23 protein-coding genes are annotated in these 25,718 nt (G+C 59.4%); 20 read left to right on the top strand and 3 right to left on the bottom strand.

All coding sequences use genetic code 11. The features are described from left to right. The first annotated feature begins 8 nt into the window (after positions 1-8). The 7 genes from mqo to I6J19_RS09115 all read left to right on the top strand — a co-directional run bounded on the left by mqo (position 9) and on the right by I6J19_RS09115 (position 6,881). Positions 9-1,505: a malate dehydrogenase (quinone) gene (gene mqo / locus I6J19_RS09145; RefSeq protein ID WP_038628692.1), complete on the top strand. Its 1,497-nt coding sequence runs from the start codon at positions 9-11 to the stop codon at positions 1,503-1,505. A 93-nt stretch (positions 1,506-1,598) separates the two neighbouring features. Next, positions 1,599-2,750, top strand: a complete 1,152-nt coding sequence (locus tag I6J19_RS09140) for a magnesium chelatase ATPase subunit I (RefSeq protein WP_038628694.1) — start codon at positions 1,599-1,601, stop codon at positions 2,748-2,750. Positions 2,751-2,856: 106 nt separating this feature from the next. Further along, positions 2,857-3,534, top strand: coding sequence for a vWA domain-containing protein (locus I6J19_RS09135; RefSeq protein WP_224786679.1), 678 nt, complete (start codon positions 2,857-2,859; stop codon positions 3,532-3,534). Further along, entirely contained in the window at positions 3,515-4,135 is a 621-nt protein-coding gene (gene cobO, locus I6J19_RS09130) for a cob(I)yrinic acid a,c-diamide adenosyltransferase (RefSeq protein WP_038629567.1), read from the top strand. The genes I6J19_RS09135 and cobO overlap by 20 nt, the downstream gene beginning before the upstream one ends. Continuing rightward, entirely contained in the window at positions 4,129-5,505 is a 1,377-nt protein-coding gene (locus I6J19_RS09125; protein ID WP_038628698.1) for a cobyrinic acid a,c-diamide synthase CobB, read from the top strand. The genes cobO and I6J19_RS09125 overlap by 7 nt, the downstream gene beginning before the upstream one ends. Positions 5,506-5,515: 10 nt before the next feature. Then, a complete protein-coding gene (gene cobA, locus I6J19_RS09120) occupies positions 5,516-6,607 on the top strand; it encodes a uroporphyrinogen-III C-methyltransferase (RefSeq protein ID WP_038628700.1) in 1,092 nt (363 codons plus the stop codon). After that, positions 6,600-6,881, top strand: a complete 282-nt coding sequence (locus I6J19_RS09115) for a hypothetical protein (protein WP_224786668.1) — start codon at positions 6,600-6,602, stop codon at positions 6,879-6,881. Before cobA ends, I6J19_RS09115 begins: the two co-directional genes overlap by 8 nt. On the opposite strand, the gene I6J19_RS09110 is transcribed toward I6J19_RS09115, so the two are convergent. Continuing rightward, positions 6,878-7,615, bottom strand: coding sequence for a YaaA family protein (locus tag I6J19_RS09110; RefSeq protein WP_052155635.1), 738 nt, complete (start codon positions 7,613-7,615; stop codon positions 6,878-6,880). The two genes, I6J19_RS09115 and I6J19_RS09110, sit on opposite strands and share 4 nt — an antisense overlap. 60 nt (positions 7,616-7,675) lie before the next feature. Here I6J19_RS09110 and I6J19_RS09105 point away from each other — a divergent pair, with 60 nt between their 5' ends. Further along, a complete protein-coding gene (locus I6J19_RS09105) occupies positions 7,676-9,448 on the top strand; it encodes a proline--tRNA ligase (RefSeq protein ID WP_038628703.1) in 1,773 nt (590 codons plus the stop codon). Here the strand turns inward: I6J19_RS09105 and I6J19_RS09100 are convergent. Then, entirely contained in the window at positions 9,445-10,410 is a 966-nt protein-coding gene (locus tag I6J19_RS09100) for a DUF4439 domain-containing protein (protein WP_224786669.1), read from the bottom strand. The genes I6J19_RS09105 and I6J19_RS09100 overlap by 4 nt on opposite strands. Before the next feature lie 101 nt (positions 10,411-10,511). Here I6J19_RS09100 and rimP point away from each other — a divergent pair, with 101 nt between their 5' ends. The 9 genes from rimP to I6J19_RS09055 all read left to right on the top strand — a co-directional run bounded on the left by rimP (position 10,512) and on the right by I6J19_RS09055 (position 20,471). Then, positions 10,512-11,084 carry a ribosome maturation factor RimP gene (gene rimP, locus I6J19_RS09095; protein WP_038628707.1) on the top strand — a complete coding sequence of 191 codons (573 nt, stop codon included), beginning with the start codon at positions 10,512-10,514 and terminating at the stop codon, positions 11,082-11,084. Next, entirely contained in the window at positions 11,081-12,067 is a 987-nt protein-coding gene (gene nusA / locus I6J19_RS09090) for a transcription termination factor NusA (RefSeq protein ID WP_038628709.1), read from the top strand. The genes rimP and nusA overlap by 4 nt, the downstream gene beginning before the upstream one ends. 171 nt (positions 12,068-12,238) lie before the next feature. Beyond that, positions 12,239-12,631 carry a YlxR family protein gene (locus I6J19_RS09085; protein WP_038628710.1) on the top strand — a complete coding sequence of 131 codons (393 nt, stop codon included), beginning with the start codon at positions 12,239-12,241 and terminating at the stop codon, positions 12,629-12,631. A gap of 129 nt (positions 12,632-12,760) precedes the next feature. Next, positions 12,761-15,658 (top strand): translation initiation factor IF-2, encoded by a 2,898-nt coding sequence (infB, locus tag I6J19_RS09080; protein ID WP_204086171.1) that lies wholly within the window; start codon positions 12,761-12,763, stop codon positions 15,656-15,658. Between the two features lie 20 nt (positions 15,659-15,678). After that, positions 15,679-16,407 (top strand): hypothetical protein, encoded by a 729-nt coding sequence (locus tag I6J19_RS09075; protein WP_049181202.1) that lies wholly within the window; start codon positions 15,679-15,681, stop codon positions 16,405-16,407. A 455-nt stretch (positions 16,408-16,862) separates the two neighbouring features. Then, entirely contained in the window at positions 16,863-17,294 is a 432-nt protein-coding gene (rbfA, locus tag I6J19_RS09070) for a 30S ribosome-binding factor RbfA (RefSeq protein WP_016422588.1), read from the top strand. 42 nt (positions 17,295-17,336) lie between these two features. Continuing rightward, positions 17,337-18,398, top strand: coding sequence for a DHH family phosphoesterase (locus I6J19_RS09065; RefSeq protein WP_038628714.1), 1,062 nt, complete (start codon positions 17,337-17,339; stop codon positions 18,396-18,398). Between the two features lie 4 nt (positions 18,399-18,402). After that, positions 18,403-19,779, top strand: a complete 1,377-nt coding sequence (locus I6J19_RS09060) for an MATE family efflux transporter (protein WP_080972860.1) — start codon at positions 18,403-18,405, stop codon at positions 19,777-19,779. Next, positions 19,758-20,471, top strand: a complete 714-nt coding sequence (locus I6J19_RS09055; RefSeq protein ID WP_038628715.1) for a 4'-phosphopantetheinyl transferase family protein — start codon at positions 19,758-19,760, stop codon at positions 20,469-20,471. Before I6J19_RS09060 ends, I6J19_RS09055 begins: the two co-directional genes overlap by 22 nt. Positions 20,472-20,487: 16 nt before the next feature. Here the strand turns inward: I6J19_RS09055 and truB are convergent, their stop codons facing one another. Further along, on the bottom strand, positions 20,488-21,474 hold the full coding sequence (gene truB, locus I6J19_RS09050; protein WP_038628717.1) for a tRNA pseudouridine(55) synthase TruB: 987 nt from the start codon (positions 21,472-21,474) through the stop codon (positions 20,488-20,490). Between the two features lie 64 nt (positions 21,475-21,538). Between truB and I6J19_RS09045 the strand changes: the two genes are divergently transcribed. From I6J19_RS09045 to I6J19_RS09035, 3 genes are all read left to right on the top strand, one after another. Then, positions 21,539-22,534, top strand: a complete 996-nt coding sequence (locus I6J19_RS09045) for a bifunctional riboflavin kinase/FAD synthetase (protein ID WP_038628719.1) — start codon at positions 21,539-21,541, stop codon at positions 22,532-22,534. A 141-nt stretch (positions 22,535-22,675) separates the two neighbouring features. Continuing rightward, positions 22,676-22,945, top strand: a complete 270-nt coding sequence (rpsO, locus tag I6J19_RS09040) for a 30S ribosomal protein S15 (protein ID WP_016422594.1) — start codon at positions 22,676-22,678, stop codon at positions 22,943-22,945. 505 nt (positions 22,946-23,450) lie between these two features. After that, positions 23,451-25,718, top strand: a complete 2,268-nt coding sequence (locus tag I6J19_RS09035) for a polyribonucleotide nucleotidyltransferase (RefSeq protein WP_038628721.1) — start codon at positions 23,451-23,453, stop codon at positions 25,716-25,718.

Raw genomic sequence — 25,718 nt, 5'->3', positions numbered from 1 at the left:
ACAGCAAAATGGCTGATAACAAGCTTCCTGCTTCCAGTGGCGACGAGGTAGATGTCGTCCTCATCGGTGCAGGTGTAATGAGTGCGACGCTGGGTGTGCTGCTCAAGGAGCTCGAGCCATCCTGGTCACAGGTTCTGTTCGAGCGTCTCGATCAGCCCGCCAAGGAGTCTTCCTCCCCGTGGAACAACGCTGGTACCGGCCACTCTGCTCTGTGCGAGCTGAACTACACGCCGGAGAAGAACGGCAAGGTCGATGTCACCAAGGCTAAGACCATTAATGAGCAGTTCCAGGTTTCCCGCCAGCTGTGGACCTCGCTGATTGAAAACGGCACCCTGACTGACCCGAAGGAGTTCATCAACCCGGTTGACCACACCACCTTCGCTCAGGGACCGGAGCAGATGGCGTTCATGCGTCGTCGCTACGAGGCACTTGAGAAGGAGCCGTTGTTCCACGGTCAGGAGCTCATTGAGGATCCGGACCGTTTCGCTGAGTACCTTCCGCTGATGTCGGAGGGGCGTGACTTCTCCAAGCCGGTTTCCGCTATTCGTAACCCGAATGGTACGGACGTTAACTTCGGTGCACTGACCAAGCAGTACCTGGCCGCACTGTCCGATATGGGTACTGAGATTCGCTACGGACACGAGGTCACCGGTCTGAAGCGCGACGGTTCCAAGTGGATTGTCACGGTGAAGAACCTGCACACCAAGGACGTTCGCACCCTGGTTGCCAACTTCGTCTTCGTCGGTGCCGGCGGTGACGCGCTGCCGCTGCTGCAGAAGGCTCGTATTAACGAGATTCGTGGTTTCGGTGGCTTCCCAGTCTCCGGCCAGTGGCTGCGCTGCACCAACGAGGAAGTTATTGCCCAGCATGACGCCAAGGTCTACGGTAAGGCTTCCGTCGGCACGCCGCCGATGTCGGTTCCGCACCTGGACACCCGTGTTATCGACGGCAAGCGTGGCCTGCTCTTTGGTCCGTACGCCGGTTGGAACATGAAGTTCCTGAAGAACGGTAACAACCTGGACCTGATTAAGTCTCTGCGTCCGGCCAACCTGCCGTCCATGATGGGTGTTGGTGTCCAGGAGATGGGGCTGACCAAGTACCTGATTACTGAGGTTCTGAAGGACTTCGACGCACGTATCGAGTCCCTGCGTGAGTACGTCCCGAACGCTCGCCCAGAGGACTGGGAGCTGATTGTCGCTGGTCAGCGAGTTCAGGTCATTAAGCCGATGAAGGCTCCGGTCTTCGGTACCCTCGAGTTCGGTACCGCGGTCATCAACTCGTGGGACGGCACCATTGCCGGCCTGATGGGTGCCTCCCCGGGTGCGTCCATCGCCCCGGCCGTGATGATCAGCCTGATTGAGCGCTGCTTCGGTCGCCACATGGGCAAGTGGGCTCCGAAGCTAAAGGAGCTCGTCCCGTCCTACGGCACGCACCTGGCTGATGACCCGGCTCTGTTCAAGGAGGTCTGGGAGGCTTCCCAGAAGACCCTGAAGTTGGAGCGCTAAGCACTCCGCTGAAGAGCTTCAAAGAGTTCAATTAAGCCAACATTTTCTACCCCGCTGTGAGCCATCCGCTCGCAGTGGGGTAGAACTGTGTTTATGGAAAAAATCACGTCAGCTACCACTGCACAAACAGAGCCCACTTTTCCTTTTACTGCGATTGTCGGGCAGCAGCGACTACAGCTTGCGTTGATTCTGACCGCTCTATCCCCGGAGATAGGTGGCGTGGTAATCCGCGGTGAGAAGGGCACAGCCAAGACCACTACGGTCCGCGCGTTGGCACCATTTCTCAGCGGATCGTTGGTGAACCTGCCACTCGGCGCTACGGAAGATCGAGTCGTGGGCTCCATCGATGTGGAGACCGTCCTGACGACCGGACACGCGCAGTTCAATCCGGGCCTACTCAGCGCTGCTGACGGTGGCATTCTCTATGTCGACGAGATTAATCTGCTGCCGGATCACCTCGTTGACTCAGTGCTCGATGCCGCAGCCACCGGTCGCGTGGTTGTTGAACGCGACGGCATCTCGCACTCCGCCACCTCCAGGTTCGTGTTGGTCGGCACGATGAACCCGGAAGAGGGCGAATTGCGTCCCCAACTTCTCGACCGCTTTGGTCTCGCCATCGACGTCACCGCCTCCAAGGATCCGGCCGTCCGCGCGGAGATCGTCGCCCGTCGACTCGACTTTGACGCCAATCCGGAGAGCTTTGTCACGCGGTTCGCCACCGACGACGAGGCACTACACGCTCGCATCGATCGCGCACGCACACTGCTTGACGACGTCGAATTGACTCCCAGCATTCTCGGTCAAATTGCCACCGTGTGCGCTGCTTTTGATGTGGACGGGATGCGAGCCGACATCGTCATTGCACGTACCGCCCGCGCTCACGCTGCATGGCGAGTAGCTGGGGACGAGTCAGCGCAGCCACAACCGGGCAATCCAATTGAGATCACTGCGGAAGACATTAAGGTAGCTGCAGAAATGGCACTGCCGCACCGTCGTCGCCGTGACCCCTTTGATGAACCAGGATTGGACCAGGAGCAGCTCGATGATGCTCTGCAGGATGCAGAGGAGCAGTTCCGAGATGACCAGAATCAGTCAGAGTCGGATCCGGAATCGTATCCAGAGCCCGAGGCTGATCAGGTCTCCCAGTTCGACTCCAACTCCGAACCTCAGGAGCCACAACAGTCGAATTCCGCGGGATTGAAGGGAGGTCGCGCCGCTGAAGGCGCCCCCTTTCGCCGTTCGTAAAATCAGTGTCGACGGCGTCGGCCAAGGAGATTCCGGCCGTCGCTCCAAGGCCATTGGTCCCCGGGGCAGCACCATTGGCGCCGAACGTGGCGGTCATGGTCTCCACGTGCCGGCGACAGTGCTGGCCGCGGCCAATCGTGGTGCCCGCATGGGCAACTCCATGATCCCTCTGAAACCGGAAGACGTTCACGGCGCCATCCGACAGGGAACTGAGTCCAATCTGGTCGTCTTCGTTGTGGACACCTCGGGTTCTATGGCCGCGCGCGACCGTCTGGCAGCCGTCACCGGCGCCGTCACTTCGCTGCTGCGTGATGCCTACCAGAGCCGCGACAAAGTCGCTGTCATTACTTTCCGCGGGAACAGTGCCGAATTGGTTTTACCACCGACCAAGTCTATTGACACCGCAGTACGTCGCCTCGCAGATGTCCGCACTGGGGGCCGAACCCCATTGGCTGAAGGATTGCTGAAGGCACACGAAGTGGTGGTGCGGGAAGCGCACCGGGAGCCCACGCGCCGCGCAATTATGGTGTTGCTCTCCGATGGCCGAGCAACAGGTAAAAATGGGCTGCAGCAGGCGAGGGCCGTGGCCGCAAAGATCCGTCGTCAAGCGTTGGCGGCGACGGTGGTTATCGACTGTGAGCGCGCTCGCGTGCGGCTGGGGTTGGCACAGGAAATGAGTGTGGAGTTGGGTGCCACCTGCATAAACCTCTCAGAACTCAATGCCGAAGCCGTGGCGGGTGTGGTCCATGCCTATCATCGAGACCATGGCACAAGGAAAGCTTGACCCCAAATCAATTCCCAATGATGGACTGACCACCAGGCAGCGTCGCATGATTCCGATTACCGCCGTGCATACGGGCCCAGGTAAAGGCAAGTCCACCGCGGCATTCGGGATGGCGATGCGCGCGTGGAATCAGGGGATGAATATTGGTGTCTTCCAGTTTGTGAAATCGGCAAAGTGGAAGGTTGGCGAGGAAGCTGTCATGCGTCGGCTCGGCGAGCTGCACGACGACACGGGGGAGGGCGGCCCGGTCGAATGGCACAAGATGGGCGAAGGCTGGTCCTGGTCGCGTAAGCAGGGCACCGAGGAGGATCATGCCGCAGCTGCTGCCGAGGGATGGCAGGAGATCAAGCGGCGCCTGGAAAATGAGGTGCACGATTTCTACGTCCTCGACGAGTTCACCTACCCAATCAAGTGGGGTTGGATTGATGTCGACGATGTGGTGGAGACATTGAGGAATCGTCCCGGCCGCCAGCATGTGGTGATGACTGGCCGCGATGCGGATTCGAAGCTGGTGGAGGTCGCGGATCTGGTGACGGAGATGACCAAGATTAAGCATCCGATGGATGTCGGGCGTAAGGGACAAAAGGGCATCGAGTGGTAGCGCCTGGAATTGTCGTTGCGGCGACGGCCTCGGGCACGGGCAAGACCACAATTTCCACTGGTCTTATGCGTGCACTGTCGCGCCGCCACGCGGTGGCACCATTCAAAGTCGGGCCGGATTATATTGACCCCGGCTATCACGGGGTAGCGGCTGGTCGTCCCGGGCGCAATCTGGATTCCTTCATGTGCTCGCCTGAGATGATTGGGCCGCTCTACGCACACGGAGCTGCCGACAGCGATATTGCGGTGGTCGAAGGTGTTATGGGGCTTTTCGACGGCCGCATTGGTGACGACCCGCTATCGGTGGAGGGGTCGACGGCCGAGATTGCCTCGCTGCTGGGACTGCCGGTGGTGTTGGTTATTGATGCCCGGCATATGTCGCAGTCGGCGGCGGCTGTTGTTCACGGTTTCTCCACGCTTCGCACTGATGTCCGTGTCAGTGGCGTGATTATTAATCAGGTGGGCAGCCCGCGGCATGCGGACATCATTACCCGTTCTGTGGAGGCCATGGGTGTCGAGGTGCTCGGCGCGATTCCGCGAGTGACTGATATTGAGGTGCCCAGTAGGCATTTGGGGCTGGTCACTGCAGTCGAGCAGGGTGAGCAGCTAGAAGCGGTCATTGAATCGATGGCCAACTTGGTGGAGACGTACATCGACATCGACCGGATTGTCCAGCTTGCCCGGCAGCCCTATCCAGCTGAGCCATGGGACCCCGCACAGTTCGTTGCACCGCTGGCTACTCAGCGCCGCGTGCGCGTGGCGGTCGCGGCGGGTCCTGCGTTCTCGTTTACCTATGCAGAGCACCGTGAGCTATTGCGGGCTGCTGGAGCCGAGGTCGTGGATTTTGACCCATTGGTTGACGAACTGCCGGAAGCCGAAGGCTACATCGTGCCCGGTGGATTCCCGGAAGAGCATGCCGACGCGCTATCTATTCGCGATGACATTCGCCGCGATTTACGTCAGGCTGCCGACGATGGTGCGCTGATTCACGGCGAATGCGCGGGGCTGCTCTGGCTGCTTGAAGATCTCGGTGGGCGCCGTATGTGCGGCATCATCCCGGGGCGAGCGCACATGGCACGGTTGAAGTTGGGGTACCGCGAGGCTGTGGCTCTGACTGATTCTGCATTGTGCCCGGTAGGTACGCGCGTACGCGGTCACGAGTTCCACAAGACAGCGCTCACTGATGACACCGCAAGTGTCGCTGCTGCGGCCGGGTGGCAACCCGCCTGGGGTTGGCGTGGATATCAAGGCGAGACAGTTCGCGACGGCTTCGTTTCCGAGTCTGGGCGGATTCATGCCGGTTACCTGCATGTTCATCCGGCGGGTGCGCCGGGCAACGTCAGTCGCTTTGTTGCTTCGTGCGCCGGGTAAAGTATTAGCTATGAGTTTGCTTCTCAAAGACTACGGTGTGTTGGTGATTGGCGGTTCCACGGCTGCAGAGCGCGTGATTCCTCGGTTGTTGGACTCTGGCGCTGACGTCACTGTGTGTGAGGGTGGGGAAGTAACAACTGCGATTGAGGCCTGGGCTGCAGACGGCCGTATTACTTTGACCCGCACTGGTTTTACCGAGGCGATGAGCTGGGGCAAGGCTCTCATGGTCTGCTGTGACGAGTCGTTGCTGCGTGAGGTGACACTCGAGGGACACCGCCGAGGTATTCTCGTCGACGATGAAACCGGGACATCCAGCCCGCTTACTCCTGCGGCGCTGACCGGCCGTCGCGCGTCGCGCGCAGGTGACCTGGCAGGTCAGGTCGCACTCGTAGGCGGTGGCCCGGGCGATCCTGGTCTGATTACCGTTGAGGGGCGTCGCCTGCTCCGGCTTGCCGACGTCGTCGTCGCAGACCACCTCGGTCCACTGTCGCTGCTCGGTGACTTGGAGCCGGATGTCGAGATCATTGATGCCGGCAAGCTTCCTTACGGTCGCGCCATGGCTCAGGAGCGCATCAATGAACTGCTAGTTCATCGTGCCCGCGAGGGCTACTTTGTGGTCCGGCTCAAAGGTGGCGATCCGTACATCTTCGGCCGCGGTTTTGAAGAGCTTCACGAGCTGCAGAAGGCAGGGGTACCGGTTCGAGTTGTGCCGGGTATCACCTCGGCACTGGCGGTACCGGGGACGATTGGCATCCCAGTTACCATGCGTGGCGTCAACCACGAATTCACTGTCGTGTCCGGTCACGTCCCACCGGGGCACAAGACTTCGCTAGTCAATTGGGATGCGCTTGGCCGCATGCACGGCACTATTGCCATCATTATGGGAGTTAAGAACGGGCCGAAGATTGCCGAGGCTCTGATGAAGGCCGGCCGCAGCCCGAAGACTCCGGCTGCAGTCATCCAGGACGGCACGCTGCCGAATCAGAAGTCGCTACGCTGCACGCTCGGTGAACTGGGTGAAAAGATGGTCGAAGAAGGAATCAAGCCGCCCGCAGTTATCGTCATCGGTGAAGTCGCCGGTCTGGATGAGGGCGATGAGTAAGAGCAACAAGTCGAGCAACAACAAGTCGAAGAAGCGTGAGCCAGAGCAGCAAAAGGCAGGGCTTGTTACCCGACTGCTTGCCGACGACCAGCTGCGTAGCGCCATCTGGATGGGCGCTGCGACCTTCCTCGTGTTCTACCTCGGAGCCATGATCATCTTCCGCCTCCTTCTCCTCGGCGGAGAAGGCTCGCGATACGACAGCATTTTCATCGCCGTCATTGCGCTCATTGCTGCCATTGTGGCAGGCCGGAAGCGCTACAACGACGACATTTAGTTTTCCGGGACGCGGAAGATGAGGGCGCCGTCGTCAAGCGAGACGTTGTATCCTGCGGCGCGCGCGATGTCGACGGCCTCTGTGGGGGCGGTCGGTGCTGTGTCGGAAAGGGCGATGGCACGGGCAAATAGGCCCTTGTAGTGCTTGTTGAAGTGGCTGACGATTTTGCCCTCGGCGGTGAGCACGGTCATCGTTGTCGCGGTCTTGACTTTGCCCAAATTGGCGTAGGTGCCGGAACGAAGGTCGATGAGGAAGTCGACATCATTGAGAGCCTCGGTGATGGCGGTGCCCCAGCGGCGCTTCATCGTGGGAGCTGCGTCGGCAGGCTGATCCGCGAAGGGGAGCTTGACCGTGCCAGAGAGACGGTAGCGGGGGATGAGGTCGTCCCCGCCAATGACGCCGAAGAGCGCTGATCCGATGGCGAGTCGAGCACGGCCGGTTTCCGGCAGGTCGCTGGGGGAGAGTGCGTCGTAGAGAACCCCCGTATAGCGCTCGAGAGCCGGCATGGTCGGCGACTCTAGGAGTGCAGCATTAGCTGTGACTTCGTCAGCGAGACGTGGCCCCAGTTTCAGTGTTTCCATCGCGGCTTCCCTGTTCGCACTTAACGCCACGAGATCGGCTGCAATGTGCTCGCGGATGGAGTTGAGGGAGCCGAAGCTCAGCGAGGAAAAGTCCACTGCGGGATGGCTGCCACCAGTGGCTTTGGTTTCAGATGGGGGTAGGACTACGAGCATGGGCACCATAGTAATGCCCCGCATGTTGCGAAGAATGATCGACGGGTAAAATCAGCATTCATGATTACGCGAATGTCCCAGCTGTTCCTACGCACACTGCGCGAGGATCCTGCTGACGCCGAGGTCCCTAGCCACAAGCTGCTCGTCCGTGCCGGCTACATCCGGCGAACTGCCCCTGGTGTGTACTCCTGGCTGCCCCTGGGCTTGAAGGTTCTGCGCAACGTAGAGAAGGTTGTGCGCGAGGAGATGGAAGGCATTGGCGCACAGGAGCTGGCATTCCCTGCACTGCTCCCGCGTGAACCGTACGAGGCGACGAATCGGTGGACCGAATATGGCCCCGAGCTGTTCCGTCTGAAGGATCGCAAGGGCGCGGACTACCTGCTGGGGCCGACGCACGAAGAGATGTTCGCGCTGGCTGTCAAGGATCTTTTCAGCTCCTACAAGGATTTCCCGACAACGCTGTTCCAGATTCAGACCAAGTACCGCGACGAGGCCCGCCCGCGCGCGGGTATTCTGCGTGGCCGCGAGTTCGTGATGAAGGACTCCTACTCCTTCGACATGGACGACGAGGGGCTGGCGAATTCTTATCAGCTGCACCGCGGTGCGTACCAGCGAATTTTTGACCGGCTGGGCATTAAGTACGAAATCTGCCACGCCACCTCCGGCGCTATGGGCGGTTCGGCCTCCGAGGAGTTCCTGGCTGTTAGCGAAAATGGCGAAGACTCCTTCGTAGTCTCCACCGACGGTGAGTACGCCGCCAACGTTGAAGCCGTGAGAATCCCGGCAGTCGAACCGCAGCCGATTGAGGGGCAGCCGGAGGCGAAGGTTTACGAGTCTCCGAACTGCACCACCATTGCAGCGCTTGTTGATTGGGCCAATGGCGCGGACCTCGGATGCGAGGTCACCGCTGCCGATACTTTGAAGTGCGTTCTCGTCGCCGTCGACCCGAAGAAGGTCGATAAGGAGGGCAACGCCCTGCCGGAACAGCTCACCGCAATCCTGGTTCCCGGTGACCGTGAGGTCGATGAAAAGCGTCTCGAAGTCGCATTTGAACCGGGTGAGGTGCGCTTGCTGGAGGACAAGGACTTCGCAGCCAATGACTTCCTGATTAAGGGCTACGTCGGCCCGCAGGGGCTCGCTGATCACGGCGTGAAGGTCCTAGCTGACCCACGCGTAGCGGAGGGCACGAATTGGATTGTGGGCGCCAACGAGGAGGGTAAGCACATCGTCGGTGTGGTCGCCGGTCGCGACTTCCAGATCGACGGCATTTGCGATGTCGCCGAGGTTCGCGACGGCGATCCGGCACCGGAGGAACACGGCACACTGAAGATTGAGCGAGGCATTGAGATTGGCCACATCTTCCAGTTGGGCCGCAAGTACACCAACGCCTTTGAAATTGACATCCTCGATGTCAACGGTAAGCGTGCTCGTCCGACGATGGGGTCCTACGGCATTGGTGTGTCCCGTCTGGTTGCTGTCCTCGCAGAACAGCAGTTGGATGAAAAGGGCCTCAAGTGGCCAGTTGCCGCAGCACCGTACAAGGTTCACATCGCTGTGGCCGGTAAGAACGCCGAAGCAGCTGAGGCCGCTGAACGTCTGGCGGAAGACCTCAGTCAGCAGGGCATTGAGGTGCTTTTCGACGACCGTCCGAAGGTCAGCCCCGGTGTGAAGTTCAAGGACGCTGAGTTGCTGGGTACGCCGTTTGTGGTCATCTTTGGCCGTGGCTACGCGGACGGCAAGGTGGAGCTGCGTAACCGCCTGACCAACGAGACCGACGAGGTCGCCGCTGACGGCATTGCAGATCACGTCGCGGAGTTGGTTCGCAAGGCTTAGAGTCCCGGCAGCGGCTCCAAGTTGTTGCCACCTAGCGCTGCCACTCCGGCGGCAGCCACGCCAGCTGCCTGCAGTGCGAACATACGTATCCGAGGGTTATTGGCAGCGAGCAATACGTCTTCCCACGCCTGGGCGCAATAGCGCTCCAACGCAATCATGTAATCGACGGGTGCCGTGTCCGGTGAAGGAGCATCTTCCGGCATATAGCCAGGTGCGCTCTTCGGCACCTCAACGTCGGAATCCTCCAAAATTAGCCGGGCACGATCGCGCAAAATACGGTGGCGCTCGCCACGAGCCAAAAGAGCAGTAGTGGTATCGCCTCCGACACGTGGTGCGGCGACGCCAACACCGTAAATCATCATGTATTCGGCTTGCAGTGCCTTAGTCATCTGTTCTCCGGCACCCGAGATTTCATCCCTGTCACTGGGAATCAATGGGACAATCTCCTCCCACTTAGCGCCCGCAGCACGCAGAGCGAGGACTATACCGCCATCGACAGCCGTGGCAAGGCGCGCAGTGTGCTCCTCCCGCAATGCAGTGCGTGAATCCAGAGCCTTCGTCAGTACTGGACTATTTCGCGAGTCCGTGAGCAGTAACTTCGCATCGACACCGGCAGCCAGGGATCCTGGGACTGCGACGTCCGAGCCGCATTCATCGACAGGTTTACCGTCCTTGCGGGTACCGCAGGCGCGTGTGATTTCCTTATCCAGTTCGGTGACCTGCGCGGAGCGCACAGCTGCGAGGTCAGGATCGGCGTCGGTAAGCGAATGTGCATCGCGCGCCGCCAGTGCGTGGAGAACCTCAATGGCGTAATCCGGGCGTGGTGCCACCAGATGCGAGCACGCGGAGAGCGCGGGAAGTGATCCCACGGCGAGGGCAGCAGCGAGGAAGCCACGGCGCGAGAGAGTGCGAGTGCGACGCGATGCGGAAGCAAAACTGGGGGCGGGAGGTTCAACAATCACCTCACTATGGTGCCACGGCGGGCGGCACTTTGTATCAATGCGGTGCGTGGCAAGTGCCCAGGTGCGCAATTCCTAGCACTTGACCTGTAGACTCTACGACTATGGCGATACCCGCACCCGAGAAAATTGAACAGTTTGTGAGCCCGGCGCTCGCACAAATCGGCCTGGCTGTGGAAGATGTCAAGGTCGTTCGCGCCGGCGCAAAGTCACAGGTCATTGTGTTGGTTGACGCAGATGAGCGTCCTGACCTCGATGTTCTGGAACAGGCCACGCATGAAGTATCTTCCGCTCTGGATGCCGCGGAGGCACGTGGCGAAGCCGACTTCGGCGCTCAGGGCTACACCTTGGAAGTTTCCACTCCTGGTATTGACGCACCGCTGACGCAGCCACGACACTGGCGCCGTAACCGTGGTCGCATTGCGGAAATTTCGCTTGCCGACGGTTCCGCGATTGCAGCCCGCATTGGTGCGCTGTCGCCGGATGAAGAATCCATCATTCTCGTTACCTCTAAAGGGCCAAAGGGGCGGTTGAAGGCTGTTGGTCAGCGTGTCCAATTAACCAATGTGGCCCGTGCAGTGGTACAAGTTGAATTCTCTAATCCGCCCGCAGCCGAGAAAGATTTTGCGGGACTAGACTATGACGATGCCTTGACCAGGCTGGAGGATAACAAGTGAAGATTGAATTAGCTGCCCTGCGAACCTTGGAAAGGGAAAAGGGTATTCCTGTCGACGAAATGCTGGGACTGGTCGCCCGGGCATTGCGTGAAAGTTACCGTAATACCACCGCACCGGCACAGTATGCGCGCGTCGAAATCGACCGTGAGACCGGTGACGTCATAGTCTTTGCTCAGGAGCGAGACGACGAGGGCAATCTCATCTCCGAATGGGACGATACTCCGGAGGACTTTGAGCGTACCGCTGCATTCGCTGTTCGTCAGACCATCCTTTCGCGTCTGCGGGATGCGGAAAGCGACAAGGTTCTCGACGAATACGCAGACCTGTCTAACCAGGTCATTTCCGGCGTGGTCCAGCGCGATGTCTATGCCAATGAAAAGGGCATTGTCGTCGTCCACATCGGTTCGGAGGCCAATGGTCGCGACGGTATTCTGATGCCGGCTGAGCAGCTGCCAGGTGAGGAACTCAAGCACGGTGACCGCATCAAGTGCTACGTCGTCGGTGTGAACAAGACACCGCGGGGTGTCGCGATTCACCTGTCACGCACGCACCCGGAGCTCATTCGTAAGCTCTTCGAACTTGAAGTTCCGGAAGTTGCCGATGGGGCAGTGGAATTGATTTCGATTGCACGCGAGGCTGGTCACCGCACCAAGGTTGCTGTACGTCCCACGGTCAAGGGGCTCAACGCTAAGGGCGCCTGCATTGGGCCGCGCGGTCAGCGTGTGAGCTCGATTATGAATGAGCTCAAGGGCGAGAAGATTGACATCATCGACTACGACGAGGATCCGGCGAAGTTCGTTGGTAACTCGCTGGCGCCAGCCAAGGTCGTTAGTGTCAAGATTTTAGACATGGATGAGCGCCGTGCACATGTTGTGGTGCCCGACTACCAGCTCTCGCTTGCTATCGGCAAGGAGGGACAGAATGCCCGTCTGGCGGCTCGTCTGACCGGCTGGCGAATCGATATCCACTCCGACGCGGAGTAGACGCAACGTCAGCGTCCCAGCGGTTGCGAAAGTGGCGGGAAAGTGCCTAGGGGGTTGGCACTTTTCCGCCTTTTCGGGTTATGCTGGGAAGTGGCCAAACGACAAGGCGTGATTTTTCTATGCGAATTTTCGCGCTGAATTTCTTAGCAGGAAGGTGGGTGCGTCAGGAGTATGACGGCTTCGCGGGTGACAAACCCGAATTCGACAACTCATACACCTGCACCCACACGTACCTGTATTGCAACTAAGCAGCGTCGCAATTGCTCGGAGCTGCTGCGCATTGTCGCTACCACCCGTTCAGATGGCTCAGTAGCCGTCGTTGCTGATCCGCGTCGTCGGATGCAGGGACGAGGTGCCTGGATTACCCCAACACTAAAAGCTTGGGAGATCGCCGACAAGCGCCGTGCATTTGGCCGCGCACTGAAGGTATCTACGCAGGTAGATGCGTTTCCGGTTAAACAGTTTATCGCCACGCACTACGAAGCGGCGGAGGTTTTCGCCCCCGCTGGCGATGTGCGTGTCGCTAAGCAGGGAGGCAGGAAAAATGACAACAGAAAGACCTGAACACTGATGAGCACACGATGAAGCATCAGCGATGAACGGCAATAGATAAGAGGGAGCCCTGCAGGCGCTCTCGGTGCGTGGACGAATCCGCCATCGGGCGCTGCTCGGCCCCCACTAGTGAGGAGAGCAGTGTCCGGAAAGCTACGTGTCCATGAGCTCGCTAAGCAGCTCGGGGTCACCAGCAAGGAACTACTCGCCGAGCTGAAGGCTCAGGGCGAGTTTGTTAAGACCGCTTCTTCGACGGTGGAACCACCCGTCGTCAGGAAGATGAAGAAGGTCTACGAAGAGAAGAATGCTGGTGCAGGTGCTGACGCGTCTGCACAGACCCCAGCTACGAAGGCTGCAGCTAAGCCTGCTGCTAAGTCGGGTGCCAAGCCAGCAGCTAAGCCAGGCGCTAAGCCGGCTGCACCAGCGGCGGCAAAGCCGGGTGCCAAGCCAGCAGCAAAGCCAGGCGCTAAGCCGGCTGCACCAGCGGCGGCAAAGCCAGGTGCCAAGCCAGCAGCAAAGCCAGGCGCTAAGCCGGCTGCACCAGCGGCGGCAAAGCCAGGTGCCAAGCCAGCAGCAAAGCCAGGCGCTAAGCCGGCTGCACCAGCGGCGGCAAAGCCAGGTGCCAAGCCAGCAGCACCGTCCCGTTCGCCGAAGCCGGGACAGGAAATGCCACGCCCGCCGAAGCCTGCTGGCCCGAAGCCGGGGCCGAAGCCAGGCGCACGCGCACCGCGTGTGGCGAACAACCCATTCTCGACCGGCGGATCTTCCCGTCCGGCACCGCGGCCGTCCAACATGCCGCGTCCGCAGGGCGGTCCTGGCCGTCCGGGGCCGAAGCCGGGTGGACGCCAGGGTGGTCCTCGCCCGCAGGGCGGAAACGGCCGTCCGGGGCCGAAGCCAGGAGCACGTCAGGGTGGCCCGCGTCCACAAGGTGGACAGGGCCGCGGTAATAAGCCGGGCGGCAATCGCCCGACTCCGGCGATGATGCCTTCGCACCCGAACCCGGGACAGATGCCTGCAAAGGCAAGCCGCGGTGGCGGCGGCGGCTTCGGCGGCCGTGGTCGCGGCCCGGGTGGTCCGGGTGGTGGACCGCGCGGTGGTCGCGGCGGACGTCGCGGTGGAACTGCAGGTGCATTCGGGCGGCCAGGAGGCGCCCCGCGTCGCGGACGCAAGTCGAAGCGTCAGAAGCGCAACGAGTACGAGGCGATGCAGGCACCATCCGTGGTGGGTGGCGTCAAGCTGCCTAACGGTAAGGGCAAGACCATTCGCCTCGCACGCGGCGCATCGTTGTCTGACTTCGCTGAGAAGATCAATGCCGATGCCGCAGCACTGGTTCAGGCATTGTTCAACCTCGGTGAAATGGTTACGGCAACTGCATCGGTATCCGACGAGACCCTGCAGCTGCTCGGCGACGAGATGGACTACAAGGTCCAGGTTGTTTCGCCAGAGGATGAGGACCGCGAACTGCTTGAATCCTTCGACCTCCAATTCGGTGAGGATGAAGGCGACGATGAGGACCTGGAACAACGCCCGCCAGTGGTAACTGTGATGGGTCACGTCGACCACGGTAAGACGCGCCTGTTGGACACGATTCGTAAGGCCAACGTTGGTGGCCACGAGTCCGGTGGTATTACCCAGCACATCGGTGCCTACCAGGTGCCGGTGGAGCTCGACGGCGAGAAGCGCAAGGTTACCTTCTTGGATACCCCTGGTCACGAGGCGTTTACCGCCATGCGTGCTCGTGGTGCCAAGTCGACCGATATCGCGATTCTGGTTGTTGCAGCTGATGACGGCGTCATGCCGCAGACGGTTGAGGCTATTAACCACGCCAAGGCCGCTGATGTGCCGATTGTCGTTGCAGTCAACAAGATTGATAAGGAAACTGCAGATCCGCAGAAGATTCGTGGTCAGCTGACTGAATACGGTCTCACTGACGAAGAGTGGGGCGGCGACACTATGTTCGTCGATATTTCCGCTAAGCAGGGCCTCAACATCGATCAGCTTCTCGAAGCAGTGCTGTTGACTGCCGACGCTTCGTTGGATTTGCGCGCCAACCCGGATATGGACGCTCAGGGTGTCGCCATCGAGGCTCACCTTGACCGCGGCCGTGGTCCGGTGGCAACCGTTATCGTTCAGCGCGGTACGTTGCGCGTCGGTGACTCCATCGTTGTCGGTGACGCATATGGTCGTGTTCGCCGCATGGTCGATGAGTACGGCAACGACGTCGATGAGGCCGGTCCCTCCCGTCCGGTTCAGGTGCTCGGCCTGACCTCCGTGCCGGGTGCTGGTGACAACCTCCTGGTTGTTGACGAGGATCGTACGGCCCGCCAGATTGCAGACCGCCGCGACGCACGTCGTCGTAATGCACTGCAGGCACGTCGTCGCAAGCGCGTCTCCCTGGAGAACCTGGACGAGATCCTGAAGGAGACCAACACCCTCAACCTGATCCTGAAGGGCGACAACGCCGGTACCGTCGAGGCACTGGAAGAAGCCTTGCTCAAGATTGAGGTCGACGACGAGGTCGCACTGAACATCATCGACCGTGGTGTCGGTGCTGTTACTCAGACCAACGTCACGCTGGCTGCTGCGTCTGACGCCGTCATCATCGGCTTCAACGTTCGCTCCGAGGGCAAGGCCACCGAGGTTGCCAACGCTGAGGGCGTTGACATCCGCTACTACACGGTGATTTACCGTGCTATCGAGGATGTCGAGGCTGCTCTGAAGGGCATGCTCAAGCCGGTCTACGAGGAGAAGGAGATTGGTCGTGCAGAGATTCGCGCCATCTTCAAGTCCTCCGCAGTTGGCCTCATCGCCGGCTGTATGGTCGAGTCCGGCAAGGTCCGCCGCAACGCGAAGGCTCGCCTGGTTCGTGACGGCAACGTCATTACGGATTCGGCGACTATCGAGTCGCTGAAGCGAGAGAAGGACGATGCTACCGAGGTGGCAGCCGGTTACGAGTGCGGTATGGTGCTGTCTTACCCGGACATCCAGGTGGACGACGTTATCGAGGTCTACGAGATGGTCGAGGTTCCGCGCACGTAGCAACGTAGGCTAAACACTGCGTGAACTTTGATAAGGCGCTCCCTTCGGGGAGCGCCTTTTTGCGTATGGTGCTCGTTATGGGCTTAAAAACTAATCTCTTTGCGCTCTCGGATGAGCTGCCGCGAACGAATATTTTGAGTTATCCTCCTGCGAGCGCAGAGGAGACTCTTGCGCAATTGGACAAGATTTGGCCAGGGAAGTTCGCCTTTGATTCCGAAGTAACCATTGAGGATGGTCATAATTGGTACTTCCACGCGGTAGCGTTTGGGCCAACGCTGCTTTTCGGGACCGACGACGTATACGACCTAATTGAGGACGCAGCGTTGGCGAATGATCCGCGTGCAAGTTGGTCACTATGCATCAATAGTGTTGTCGATTCGTGCCACTATACGACTCCCACCAGAGAATTAGGGGCAAGCTGCGAAGACTATGATTTTGACATGCAGCGGTTTTTCAGCTCGGGAAGATTGTTGGATTTCGAGGTACCGTTCGCTAACGGTGAACACGTCGAGGTACTACATCCGACGGATGTGGCTGAATGGGAACAAACCCATGGCAGCGTAGCGCCCAAGGATAAAAACGGTGAGGTAAGTTATCTTTTTCATCCGCTGGAGCTAGGTAATGCTGCGGTTAAATGGATTTTCGGTATCGAGGGAGAAACACCATTGCAGGACAGCGTGATGGATTCACTGCCTGACTGTTCTCATGTTAATGGGTTACCGATGTACAACTTCGTGGAGCGCCGTTAAGAGCATACGGGTAGGCCGTTAGCTGTAGGCAAAGATTCTGAGCTGCTCCCTGGCGTGACTTTTCCGACCGTTGAATTGGTGTGGGGCAGCGGGCTTTGCTTTTGAGGAGACCACGTTTCAGCTGCGCAATTCCGTGGTAGCGACCCCAAGCCGTCGATGACATCGATGATGGCGGCAGTGTTGTCGTGATGATTAATAGGCTATTAACAAAGGGCGAGCGTGCGGCGAAGCAAGTGGCTGCACCCGGTAGACGGGCTTAGGCGAAGTCGCGAAAAATGCGGTTCGAAGTTGAGTAGTGTTTTGCGTGTTAGTATTAGCAGTCCTTTGTATTGAACCGTTTTTGCCGGATCCCAAATGGGTCTTTGTCAGCGAAGGGGCACTTCAGGCCTCACGCTATATGGGGTCTAGCTACGAATGGTTGCGCACAGATATAGATAGATAGGGAGTAGCCGAAAATGGCAGATCCAGCACGCGCGCGCAGGCTGTCCAAGCGTATTCAGGAGATTGTCGCCAGCGCAATCGAGCGTGAGATTAAGGACCGGCGTCTGGAGTTTGTGACTATCACCGACTGCCGCGTCACCGGCGATTTGCACGACGCCACAGTCTTTTACACTGTGCGCGGACGTACACTCGACGAGGAACCGGACTACGAGTCGGCAGCAGCAGCGCTGGAAAAGGCAAAGGGGCAGCTGCGTTCCCTAGTCGGTCGTGGCACCGGTGTGCGCTACACACCGACGCTGGCTTTTGAGGTTGACACGGTGCCGGAGATCTCCGCGCACCTTGAGGAGCTGCTTGATAAGACTCGCGCGCGCGACGCGGAATTGGCTGAGCAGGCCAGAAACGCAAAGCCCGCAGGCGATGCCAACCCATACCGCGACGAGGAGTAAAACTCTCCACCGGCCACATCTATCGATGAAAGGGGCACCCACGTGACCACTTCTCCGCAGGCTCAGGAGCAGGCAGCTCACCAGCTTTCCCAGGCGATTAATCGCCGCATGTCCAAGCCGATTCAGCAGATGCAGGATATGCTTGCCGACGCTAAGAAAGTCGGCGTCATTGCCCATGTTCACCCTGATGCGGATGCGATTGGTGCCGCATCTGCGATGGTCATGGCACTTGTACAGCGTGGCATTTCGGCTGTCGCCAGCTACGGTGAGAGCGATTTGCCTGCCAAGTCGCTGCTGACCATCCCCGGATGGGAACGCTTCGTCGAGTACACGGACCTGGATGAAGACATTGACACGTGGGTGACTGTCGACTGCGCAAGCCCGGGGCGTCTCGGTGCGCTCGAAGATCGCGTGATGGCCTCCGATCGCGTTATCAATGTTGACCATCACGCGACCAACACTCGCTTTGGGTCCGTCAACATGATTGATGAACTCGCAGAGTCCTCGACCATGGTGCTCCTGGACTTCTTTGGGGTCTGGGGTATCAAGCTGACCACGCCGATGGCTCATGCTCTCTACGCCGGGCTGTTGACGGATACCGCGTCGTTCCAGTTCGGCCGTTCTCGCATGCACACTGCAGCGGCGCGCCTGCTGGATAAGGGGCTCGATCCGCGCACGATTGGTGCACAGCTGCTGGAAGAGCATCCGTTTGCCTACCTGCCGTTCCTGGGCACGGTGCTTTCCACCGCGACATTGGTGCCCGAGTGGGGCGACGGCGCAGGCCTAATCCACGTCGTCATTGAGTACGACCAGACCGCCGAAGTTGGCCACGATGAGATTGAATCCGTCGTGGACATTGTGCGTACGACCAATGCGGCCGATGTCTGTGCGGTACTTAAGGAGTATGAGCCAGGCCAGTGGGCGGTCTCGCTGCGTTCTCGCGAGCTTGTCGATGTCTCCCAGGTCGCCCTGGAAATTGGCGGCGGTGGCCACGAGCGCGCAGCCGGCCTGACTCGCGAGTGCAGCAAGGATGAGCTGTTGCAAGCCATCCTGGACACCAGCGATGTCGCAGCCCAGGCACGCCGAGGCACAAGCGAGGCCTAGGGGATTGTCGGACTCGCGAGAAACTCAGGAGCGCACTGAGATTGAGCAAACTGGCATAGAGCGAACCGGGCACAGTGCGAAGTCAGATGTCAGCCTTCGCGCAATCGTTTCGCTGGCGCTGCCAGCGTTGGGCGTTCTTGCTGCGCCCGCACTCTATGTGCTGCTGGATACGGCTGTCATCGGTCGGCTCGGAGCCGTCCAGCTTGCGGCGCTTGCTGCTGGTTCGACGGTATTTTCCGTGGTAACTACGCAGCTTACTTTCTTGGCTTACGGCACGACTGCCCGATCAGCGCGAGCCTTTGGCAGGGGCAACGTGGACGAGGCGGTCGAAGAGGGGGTGCAAGCGACGTGGGTCGCCATCTTTGTGGGCCTTAGCCTCTTTGCCATCATCGTGGGGTTGGCACCGGTATTTACCGGTTGGTTAGCTCCTCATCCGGAGGTCGCTCATGATGCCGGGCAATGGTTGCGAGTTGCTGCTTTCGCCATTCCGCTGACGTTGATTGCGCAGGCTGGAAATGGTTGGTTACGAGGTATCCAAAACACCCGCTCGCCGCTGCTATTTGTGCTCTCAGGCCTTGTTCCGGCCGCCATTGTGATTGTGCCTCTAGTCCGCGCCTTCGGTCTCGAGGGCTCTGCAATGGCCGTCCTTTTCGGCGAATTGATTACCGGCGGGCTGTTCCTCCGCAGTCTTTTCAAGGAGTGCTCTAACCGCAAGCTCTCCATGCGCCCGAATGGCGCCATTATCAAAAGCCAGCTGGTCCTCGGTCGCGATCTCATCGTTCGCTCCTTGTCCTTCCAGGTAGCGTTCCTCTCTGCCGCCGCGGTTGCTGGCCGCGTTGGGCCGACCACGCTAGGTGGGCACCAGGTCATGCTGCAACTGTGGAATCTGATCTCGTTGGTGCTCGACTCGCTAGCGATTGCTGCACAGACGCTCGTCGGTGCAGCGTTGGGCGGTAGCTCCACGGCCGTTGCCCGCTGGACTGGCAAGCGAGTTACTGTCTGGTCAAGCGTCATTGCTCTCGGCCTAGCGGCCGTCTTCGCAGTGGGTAATGCCAATATCGTCCGCATTTTTACCGACTCCATAGGCGTGATTGACGCAGTCACCGCCGGACCATGGTGGATTCTTGTCGCAATGATTCCTATCGGCGGTGTCGTCTTCGCGCTCGATGGCGTGTTGCTCGGCGCCGGCGATGCAGCCTTCCTCCGTAACGCCACCGTTAGCGCGGTCCTGTGCGGATTCCTCCCGCCGGTCTGGCTGGCTCAGGCATTTGGTTGGGGGCTGACCGGCGTATGGTGTGGTCTCTTGGCATTCATGATTCTGCGACTCATCTTTGTCGCTACCCGTTTCCGTGGAGAGAAATGGTACGGCATCAGCGCATGAGTGTGCTTGCCGACGTTCAGGAGTACCTGGCCGGGCATTTACCCGCCGGTAGCCGGCTGGTCATTGACTCCAATGCCGAGCGTCCTTTTAGTGATGCGGAATTGCAGCAGCTCCGTAGTGCTGAATTGAGGCTGTCTGATAGTGCAGCACCTGCTCGAATCCGTGATTTCACCCGAGGACGCCTCGCTGCACATGAGGCGTTGCAACGGCTAGGAGAGTCTGCCCCAGGTGGGATTGGCGTGTCGACCACTGGAGCGCCGCTGTGGCCGCGAGGAGTCGTGGGGTCAATTAGCCACTGCGACGGGGCCGTGGCAGCTGTGTCCGCGAGCGCTGAACAGCTGCAGGGGATTGGCATCGATGTCGAGGTCGAGCAGACTCTAGAGTTAGGAATCATCGATGCAGTCTTGCGCACTGACGAAGCTCGCCTGGATCCGCTGGTGCAATTTAGCGCCAAGGAATCAGTGTACAAACTCTGGGAGCCGATAGTCGGGCAGTGGCTAGACTTCGACGAAGTTTCCGTGCAACCGAGGAAGAGACGGATAGCAGCGCGAGGTTTTTCCCGAGGACTCGCAGGCGGACCTCTACAGCTAACATTTCACCGTGAGATTCCCGACGCCTTCCGCGGAGTAAAGGGCTTCTGGGCCCGCGGCGCAGGCGTCGTTGCCACCGCGGTGTGGCTCGAGCAGTGTTAAAAGCCTTGAGAAGTAGTTACAGCGTGGCCGGGCGTACCACGAAGACCGTCTTGGCCCGTTTGCCGGATTCTGTGAGCAGCGCCGGGACCTTTCCCGTCGGAGACACCGCCGCATAGACTCCAGGTTTTCCGATTGGCTCCAGCCACTTGCCCTGAGCCAAATCAGCCGCCTGCTGTTCAGTTATTTCGCGGGAATCAAAGCAACGCAGGCAGGCCGCGTCCAGACTCATCGGCAGCAAGGAAGCGGCGCGCTCCGGAAGGGGGCGTCGCATCTCAGCAATTTCTGGATTGGCGGTGTCGAATTGCTCGGCTTTCGCTGTGAGCTCGTCGATAGTCAATGCTTCTTCAATAGTGAAAACGCCGGCGGCAGTACGTCGCAGAGCGGTGAGATGACCACCGACTCCCAGTGCATCCCCCAAGTCACGAGCTAAGGCGCGGATGAAAGTGCCAGCAGAGCAGTCGACCTCCACGTCGATATCGATGCACTCCCCGGGACGGGAAGGATTGGAGTCGTGGCGGATGTCCAGAACCTCATAGCGGGTGATTGTCACCGGGCGCGCTGGGATATCGACCTTCTCGCCACGGCGGATGCGCTCGTAGGCGCGGACACCGTCAATCTTCACTGCGGATGCCGCCGCAGGTTTTTGCATGATCGTGCCGGTGAACTTCGCAATTTCCTCTCGAACCATTTCATCGGTCACCGATGCCGCTGACGATTCGGAGAGCAACTCGCCTTCGGCGTCGTCGGTAAGTGTGGCAGCGCCGAGCCGAATGGTGGCTTGGTAGGACTTCGTGTCCGCGTGGACATGGGGTAGGAAACGCGTGCCGCGGCCGATGCCGAGGACGAGCACACCGGTGGCCATTGGGTCGAGGGTGCCGGAGTGGCCGACCTTCTTGGTGCGGAAGATTCGACGGAGTTTGCCCACTACATCGTGGCTTGTCCAGCCTTGGGGCTTGTCGACGATGACAATGCCGGAGTCTGCAATCGGATCGAAGTCGGTCATAGACGCAATCCTATGTTGCGCTATATGCGGTGTGTTAAACGGTGACCAGTTACACTAGCTCTTTGTGGAGATTTGGTATGGCTTGGACAATGCACCCGAAGACCTGGGGGACACGGTCGTAACCATCGGAGTGTTCGATGGTATTCATCTAGGGCATAAGCGCCTGATAGCTGCTGCGGTCAGTGACGCTCGCGCTCGTGGCGTGAAGTCGCTGTTGATGACTTTCGACCCCAACCCCGTAGCGCTGTTTGCCCCGGATAAGGTGCCGCCGGCACTGTCCACCGTGTCCCGTCGTGCCGAGCTGGCAGAAGCGGAGGGAATTGATGCCATGCTCGTCGTGCCCTTCGACAAGAACTTCTCCAGCATCCCCCCAGAAGACTTTGTACGCACCGTTATCCGCGACAAGCTGAATGCACAGGCCGTCTTTGTTGGCCAGAACTTCACCTATGGGCAGAAGGCCGCAGGTACTGCCGAGACTATGCCGGAGCACGGCCGTAAGTGTGGGGTCGACGTCACCATCGTCGACCTCCTCGACGTCACTGCCGCGGATTCGACCGAACGCGTTTCGTCGACACGTATTCGCGGTTTGCTTGCCGACGGAGCGGTGTCCGCAGCCGCCTCGTGTCTCGGGTACTTCTACCGTGTCGATGGTGACGTTATTCCCGGTCAGGGGCGTGGGGGAGCGCAGCTGGGTTTTCCGACCGCCAATATTGACTTCGCTGAGGGCTTGGCAGTCCCGGCTGATGGTGTCTACGCGGCATGGTTTACGGCTCAGCCGACGGCAGCCCGCCCGGAGCCGGACCCGAAGGGCGATATCGAGTTTGGGGTGCGCTACCCAGCAGCCGTGTCGGTGGGCACTAATGTGACCTTTGGAGACACTGATCGAACGGTCGAGGCCTACGTGATTGACCGTCACGCGGACCTCTACGGCATCGCCGGGCAGGTTGAGTTTGTCGATCGGATTCGCGGAATGGAGAAGTTCGACTCGGTCGAGGAGCTCATTGACCGGATGAACCAGGACGTAGTAGACACCGAGGCCATTTTGGCAAAGACCGATTAGCTGTTAAAGTAAAACGTCGGCTGTGACTGCGGTCCACAAGTAGTTGCGAGGAACCAGCTGCCAGACGCTGTTTGGTTCCGGGAAAGCCGAGAATGTGGACTGAAAAAACGACCATAATTTGATTCAAGGAGTTAGATTTACATGGCTTTGAACACTGCAGAAAAGGCTGAGATTCTCAAGGAGTTCGGCCTGCACGAGACCGACACCGGTTCCCCGGAGGCTCAGGTTGCACTGCTGACCGCTCGTATTCGTCAGCTGACCGAGCACCTGAAGTTCCACAAGCACGATCACCACTCTCGTCGTGGTCTGCTGCTGCTGGTCGGTCGCCGCAAGGGCCTGCTGCAGTACCTGCAGGACAATGACGTTGAGCGCTACCGTAAGCTGATCGAGCGCCTTGGTCTGCGCCGCTAAGGTTTCCCTTAAGGTCCTGTTTGTCAGAGCGTCATTGGTGTAAGTTGCTCTGTTAATTCAAGGCTTTTAAGCTTTTAGACCCGCCGTTTGGATTTCCATTGAATGGAAGCTCACGGCGGGTCTTTTTGGTCACTTGTCGTTGTGGTATTCACTCATCGATGCGCTGTAGCGTGGCCACAAGTGAATACCTCATCGACATGTGGAGGGGGCTGATCGACAGCGTGCGCATAAGTGTCGGGGCACCATCGATAAGACACGGTAATTCGTCGACAAGACACGGTAATCCATCGATGAGTGAAGAGAAGTCATCGATAAGTGCCCCCGCTCCGCAAACTCCTAGAACCCCGCGTAGGTGCAAGAACCCAGATGGCAGTGAGAGATCTCCGATCCGTCCAATACGAGAACTTTCTGCGTTAGCTGGTAGAATGCGTGACGCAAACGAAGTTCATTCGATCTTTTACAGGCGACATCGATGATCGCCGCTATTTCTAGGAGTAAGAAACCTATGGCCAACAGCAAGGCTGTTGAATTTTTCTTTGATGAGGATTTCGGTATTACCGAGGCCGTTGCTACCATCGACAATGGTGATTTCGGCACCCGCACCATTCGCTTTGAAACGGGTCAGCTGGCTCGTCAGGCCGATGGTTCGGTGACCACCTACCTGGACGAGGAGACCATGCTCCTGTCCACCGTCACCGCTTCCAACCAGCCCCGCGAGGGCTTTGACTTCTTCCCGCTGACCGTCGACGTTGAAGAGCGTATGTACGCTGCGGGCAAGATTCCGGGTTCGTTCTTCCGCCGTGAGGGCCGCCCGTCCACCGACGCCATCCTGGCATGTCGTCTGATTGACCGTCCGCTGCGCCCGACCTTCGTCAAGGGCCTGCGCAACGAGGTACAGGTTGTCGTCACCGTCATGTCCTGGGATCCGAAGGATTGCTACGACGTCGTCGCAATCAACGGCGCGTCAGCTGCAACTCAGCTTTCCGGGCTGCCGGTTTCCGGCGCTGTCGGTGGTGTCCGCATCGCGCTTGTCGCCGATGACAAGCATCCGGAGGGTGCATGGGTCGCTTTCCCGACCGAGGAGCAGCACGAGCAGGCTCTGTTCGAGATGGTCGTCGCTGGCCGCATCGTCACCCGTAAGCGTCGCGGTAAGAACGTCGAAGATGTCGCCATCATGATGGTGGAGGCCGGAGCAGGGGAGACCGTCGTCAAGCGTATTTCTGACGGCGCACCGGCACCGACTGAGGACATCGTCGCCGCGGGCCTCGAGGCTGCAAAGCCGCACATCAAGGTTCTGTGTGAGGCACAGAAGGGGCTGGCTGAGCGCGCAGCGAAGGAAACGCAGGAGTTCCCGCTGTTCCCGGCATACAGCGATGAGATTTTTGATGCAGTCGAGAAGAAGTCTGCTAAGAAGCTGGCCAAGCTGCTCACCATCCCGGGTAAGCAGGATCGAGATGACGCCACCAACGAGTACATGGAGGACGTCGAGGGGCAGCTGCTGGAGCGCTTCGTCTCCGATGATGTCGACGAGCAGGCTGCATCTAAGCAGATTCGCGCTGCATACAACGCAGTGATGAAGCAGATTGTCCGTGAGAAGATTCTGGCTGAGGGCTTCCGCATCGATGGTCGCGGTGTTACCGACATTCGTGACCTGGGCGTTGAGGTCGGCTTGATTCCGCGTGCCCACGGCTCTTCGCTGTTTGAGCGCGGCGAGACCCAGATTCTGGGTGTCACCACTTTGGACATGCTGAAGATGGAACAGCAGATTGACTCGCTGACCCCGGTTACTTCCAAGCGCTACATCCATCACTACAACTTCCCGCCGTACTCCACCGGCGAGACCGGTCGTGTTGGCTCTCCGAAGCGCCGCGAGATTGGTCACGGGGCACTGGCTGAGCGCGCTCTGCTGCCGGTCGTGCCGTCCCGTGAGGAGTTCCCGTATACCATTCGCCAGGTCTCCGAGGCCCTTGGATCTAATGGTTCGACGTCCATGGGTTCGGTCTGTGCTTCGACTCTGTCGCTGTACAACGCCGGTGTGCCGCTGAAGGCTCCGGTTGCCGGTATCGCCATGGGCCTGGTTTCCGGCGAGGTTGACGGTGAGAACCGCTTCGTCGCGCTGACCGATATCCTCGGTGCCGAGGACGCATTCGGTGACATGGACTTCAAGGTCGCTGGTACTGCGGACTTCATTACCGCACTGCAGCTGGACACCAAGCTCGACGGTATTCCGTCGAAGGTTCTGGCCGATGCCCTGTCCCAGGCTCGTGACGCACGTCTGGCCATCCTGTCCACCATGGCCGAGGTCATCGAGTCTCCGGACGAGATGAGCGGTCTTGCTCCGAAGATCACCACCGTTAAGGTTCCGGCGTCCAAGATCGGTGAGCTCATCGGCCCGAAGGGCAAGACAATCAACGGCATCACCGAGGAAACCGGTGCTGATATCTCCATCGAGGACGATGGCACCGTATTTGTCTCGGCAACTTCCGGTAAGGCTGCGGACGCTGCAATTGAGCAGATTAATGCAATCGCTAACCCGCAACTGCCGAAGGTGGGCGAGCGCTACCTGGGAACTGTCGTGAAGACTGTCGCTTTCGGTGCTTTCGTCTCCCTGACTCCGGGCCGTGACGGTCTGATTCACATTTCCAAGCTCGGTGGCGACAAGCGCATCGAGAAGGTTGAGGATGTCATCAATGTCGGCGACAAGATTCAGGTCGAAATCGCTGATATCGACAACCGCGGCAAGATTTCGTTGGTTCCAGTCGAGGACGACTAA

The sequence above is a fragment of the Corynebacterium amycolatum genome, assembly GCF_016889425.1.
Classification (GTDB): domain Bacteria; phylum Actinomycetota; class Actinomycetes; order Mycobacteriales; family Mycobacteriaceae; genus Corynebacterium; species Corynebacterium amycolatum.
The sequence above is the reverse complement of the archived record's forward strand: the minus strand, read 5'-3'. Positions and strand labels throughout refer to the sequence as shown.

Excerpts from the sequence above, each read along its gene's own strand:
- mqo (WP_038628692.1), top strand. The coding sequence starts at position 9 with ATGGCTGATAACAAGCTTCCTGCTTCCAGTGGCGACGAGGTAGATGTC.
- I6J19_RS09140 (WP_038628694.1), top strand. The coding sequence starts at position 1,599 with ATGGAAAAAATCACGTCAGCTACCACTGCACAAACAGAGCCCACTTTT.
- cobO (WP_038629567.1), top strand. The coding sequence starts at position 3,515 with ATGGCACAAGGAAAGCTTGACCCCAAATCAATTCCCAATGATGGACTG.
- cobA (WP_038628700.1), top strand. The coding sequence starts at position 5,516 with ATGAGTTTGCTTCTCAAAGACTACGGTGTGTTGGTGATTGGCGGTTCC.
- I6J19_RS09115 (WP_224786668.1), top strand. The coding sequence starts at position 6,600 with ATGAGTAAGAGCAACAAGTCGAGCAACAACAAGTCGAAGAAGCGTGAG.
- I6J19_RS09110 (WP_052155635.1), bottom strand. The coding sequence starts at position 7,615 with ATGCTCGTAGTCCTACCCCCATCTGAAACCAAAGCCACTGGTGGCAGC.
- I6J19_RS09105 (WP_038628703.1), top strand. The coding sequence starts at position 7,676 with ATGATTACGCGAATGTCCCAGCTGTTCCTACGCACACTGCGCGAGGAT.
- rimP (WP_038628707.1), top strand. The coding sequence starts at position 10,512 with ATGGCGATACCCGCACCCGAGAAAATTGAACAGTTTGTGAGCCCGGCG.
- I6J19_RS09085 (WP_038628710.1), top strand. The coding sequence starts at position 12,239 with ATGACGGCTTCGCGGGTGACAAACCCGAATTCGACAACTCATACACCT.
- rbfA (WP_016422588.1), top strand. The coding sequence starts at position 16,863 with ATGGCAGATCCAGCACGCGCGCGCAGGCTGTCCAAGCGTATTCAGGAG.
- I6J19_RS09055 (WP_038628715.1), top strand. The coding sequence starts at position 19,758 with ATGGTACGGCATCAGCGCATGAGTGTGCTTGCCGACGTTCAGGAGTAC.
- truB (WP_038628717.1), bottom strand. The coding sequence starts at position 21,474 with ATGACCGACTTCGATCCGATTGCAGACTCCGGCATTGTCATCGTCGAC.
- rpsO (WP_016422594.1), top strand. The coding sequence starts at position 22,676 with ATGGCTTTGAACACTGCAGAAAAGGCTGAGATTCTCAAGGAGTTCGGC.
- I6J19_RS09035 (WP_038628721.1), top strand. The coding sequence starts at position 23,451 with ATGGCCAACAGCAAGGCTGTTGAATTTTTCTTTGATGAGGATTTCGGT.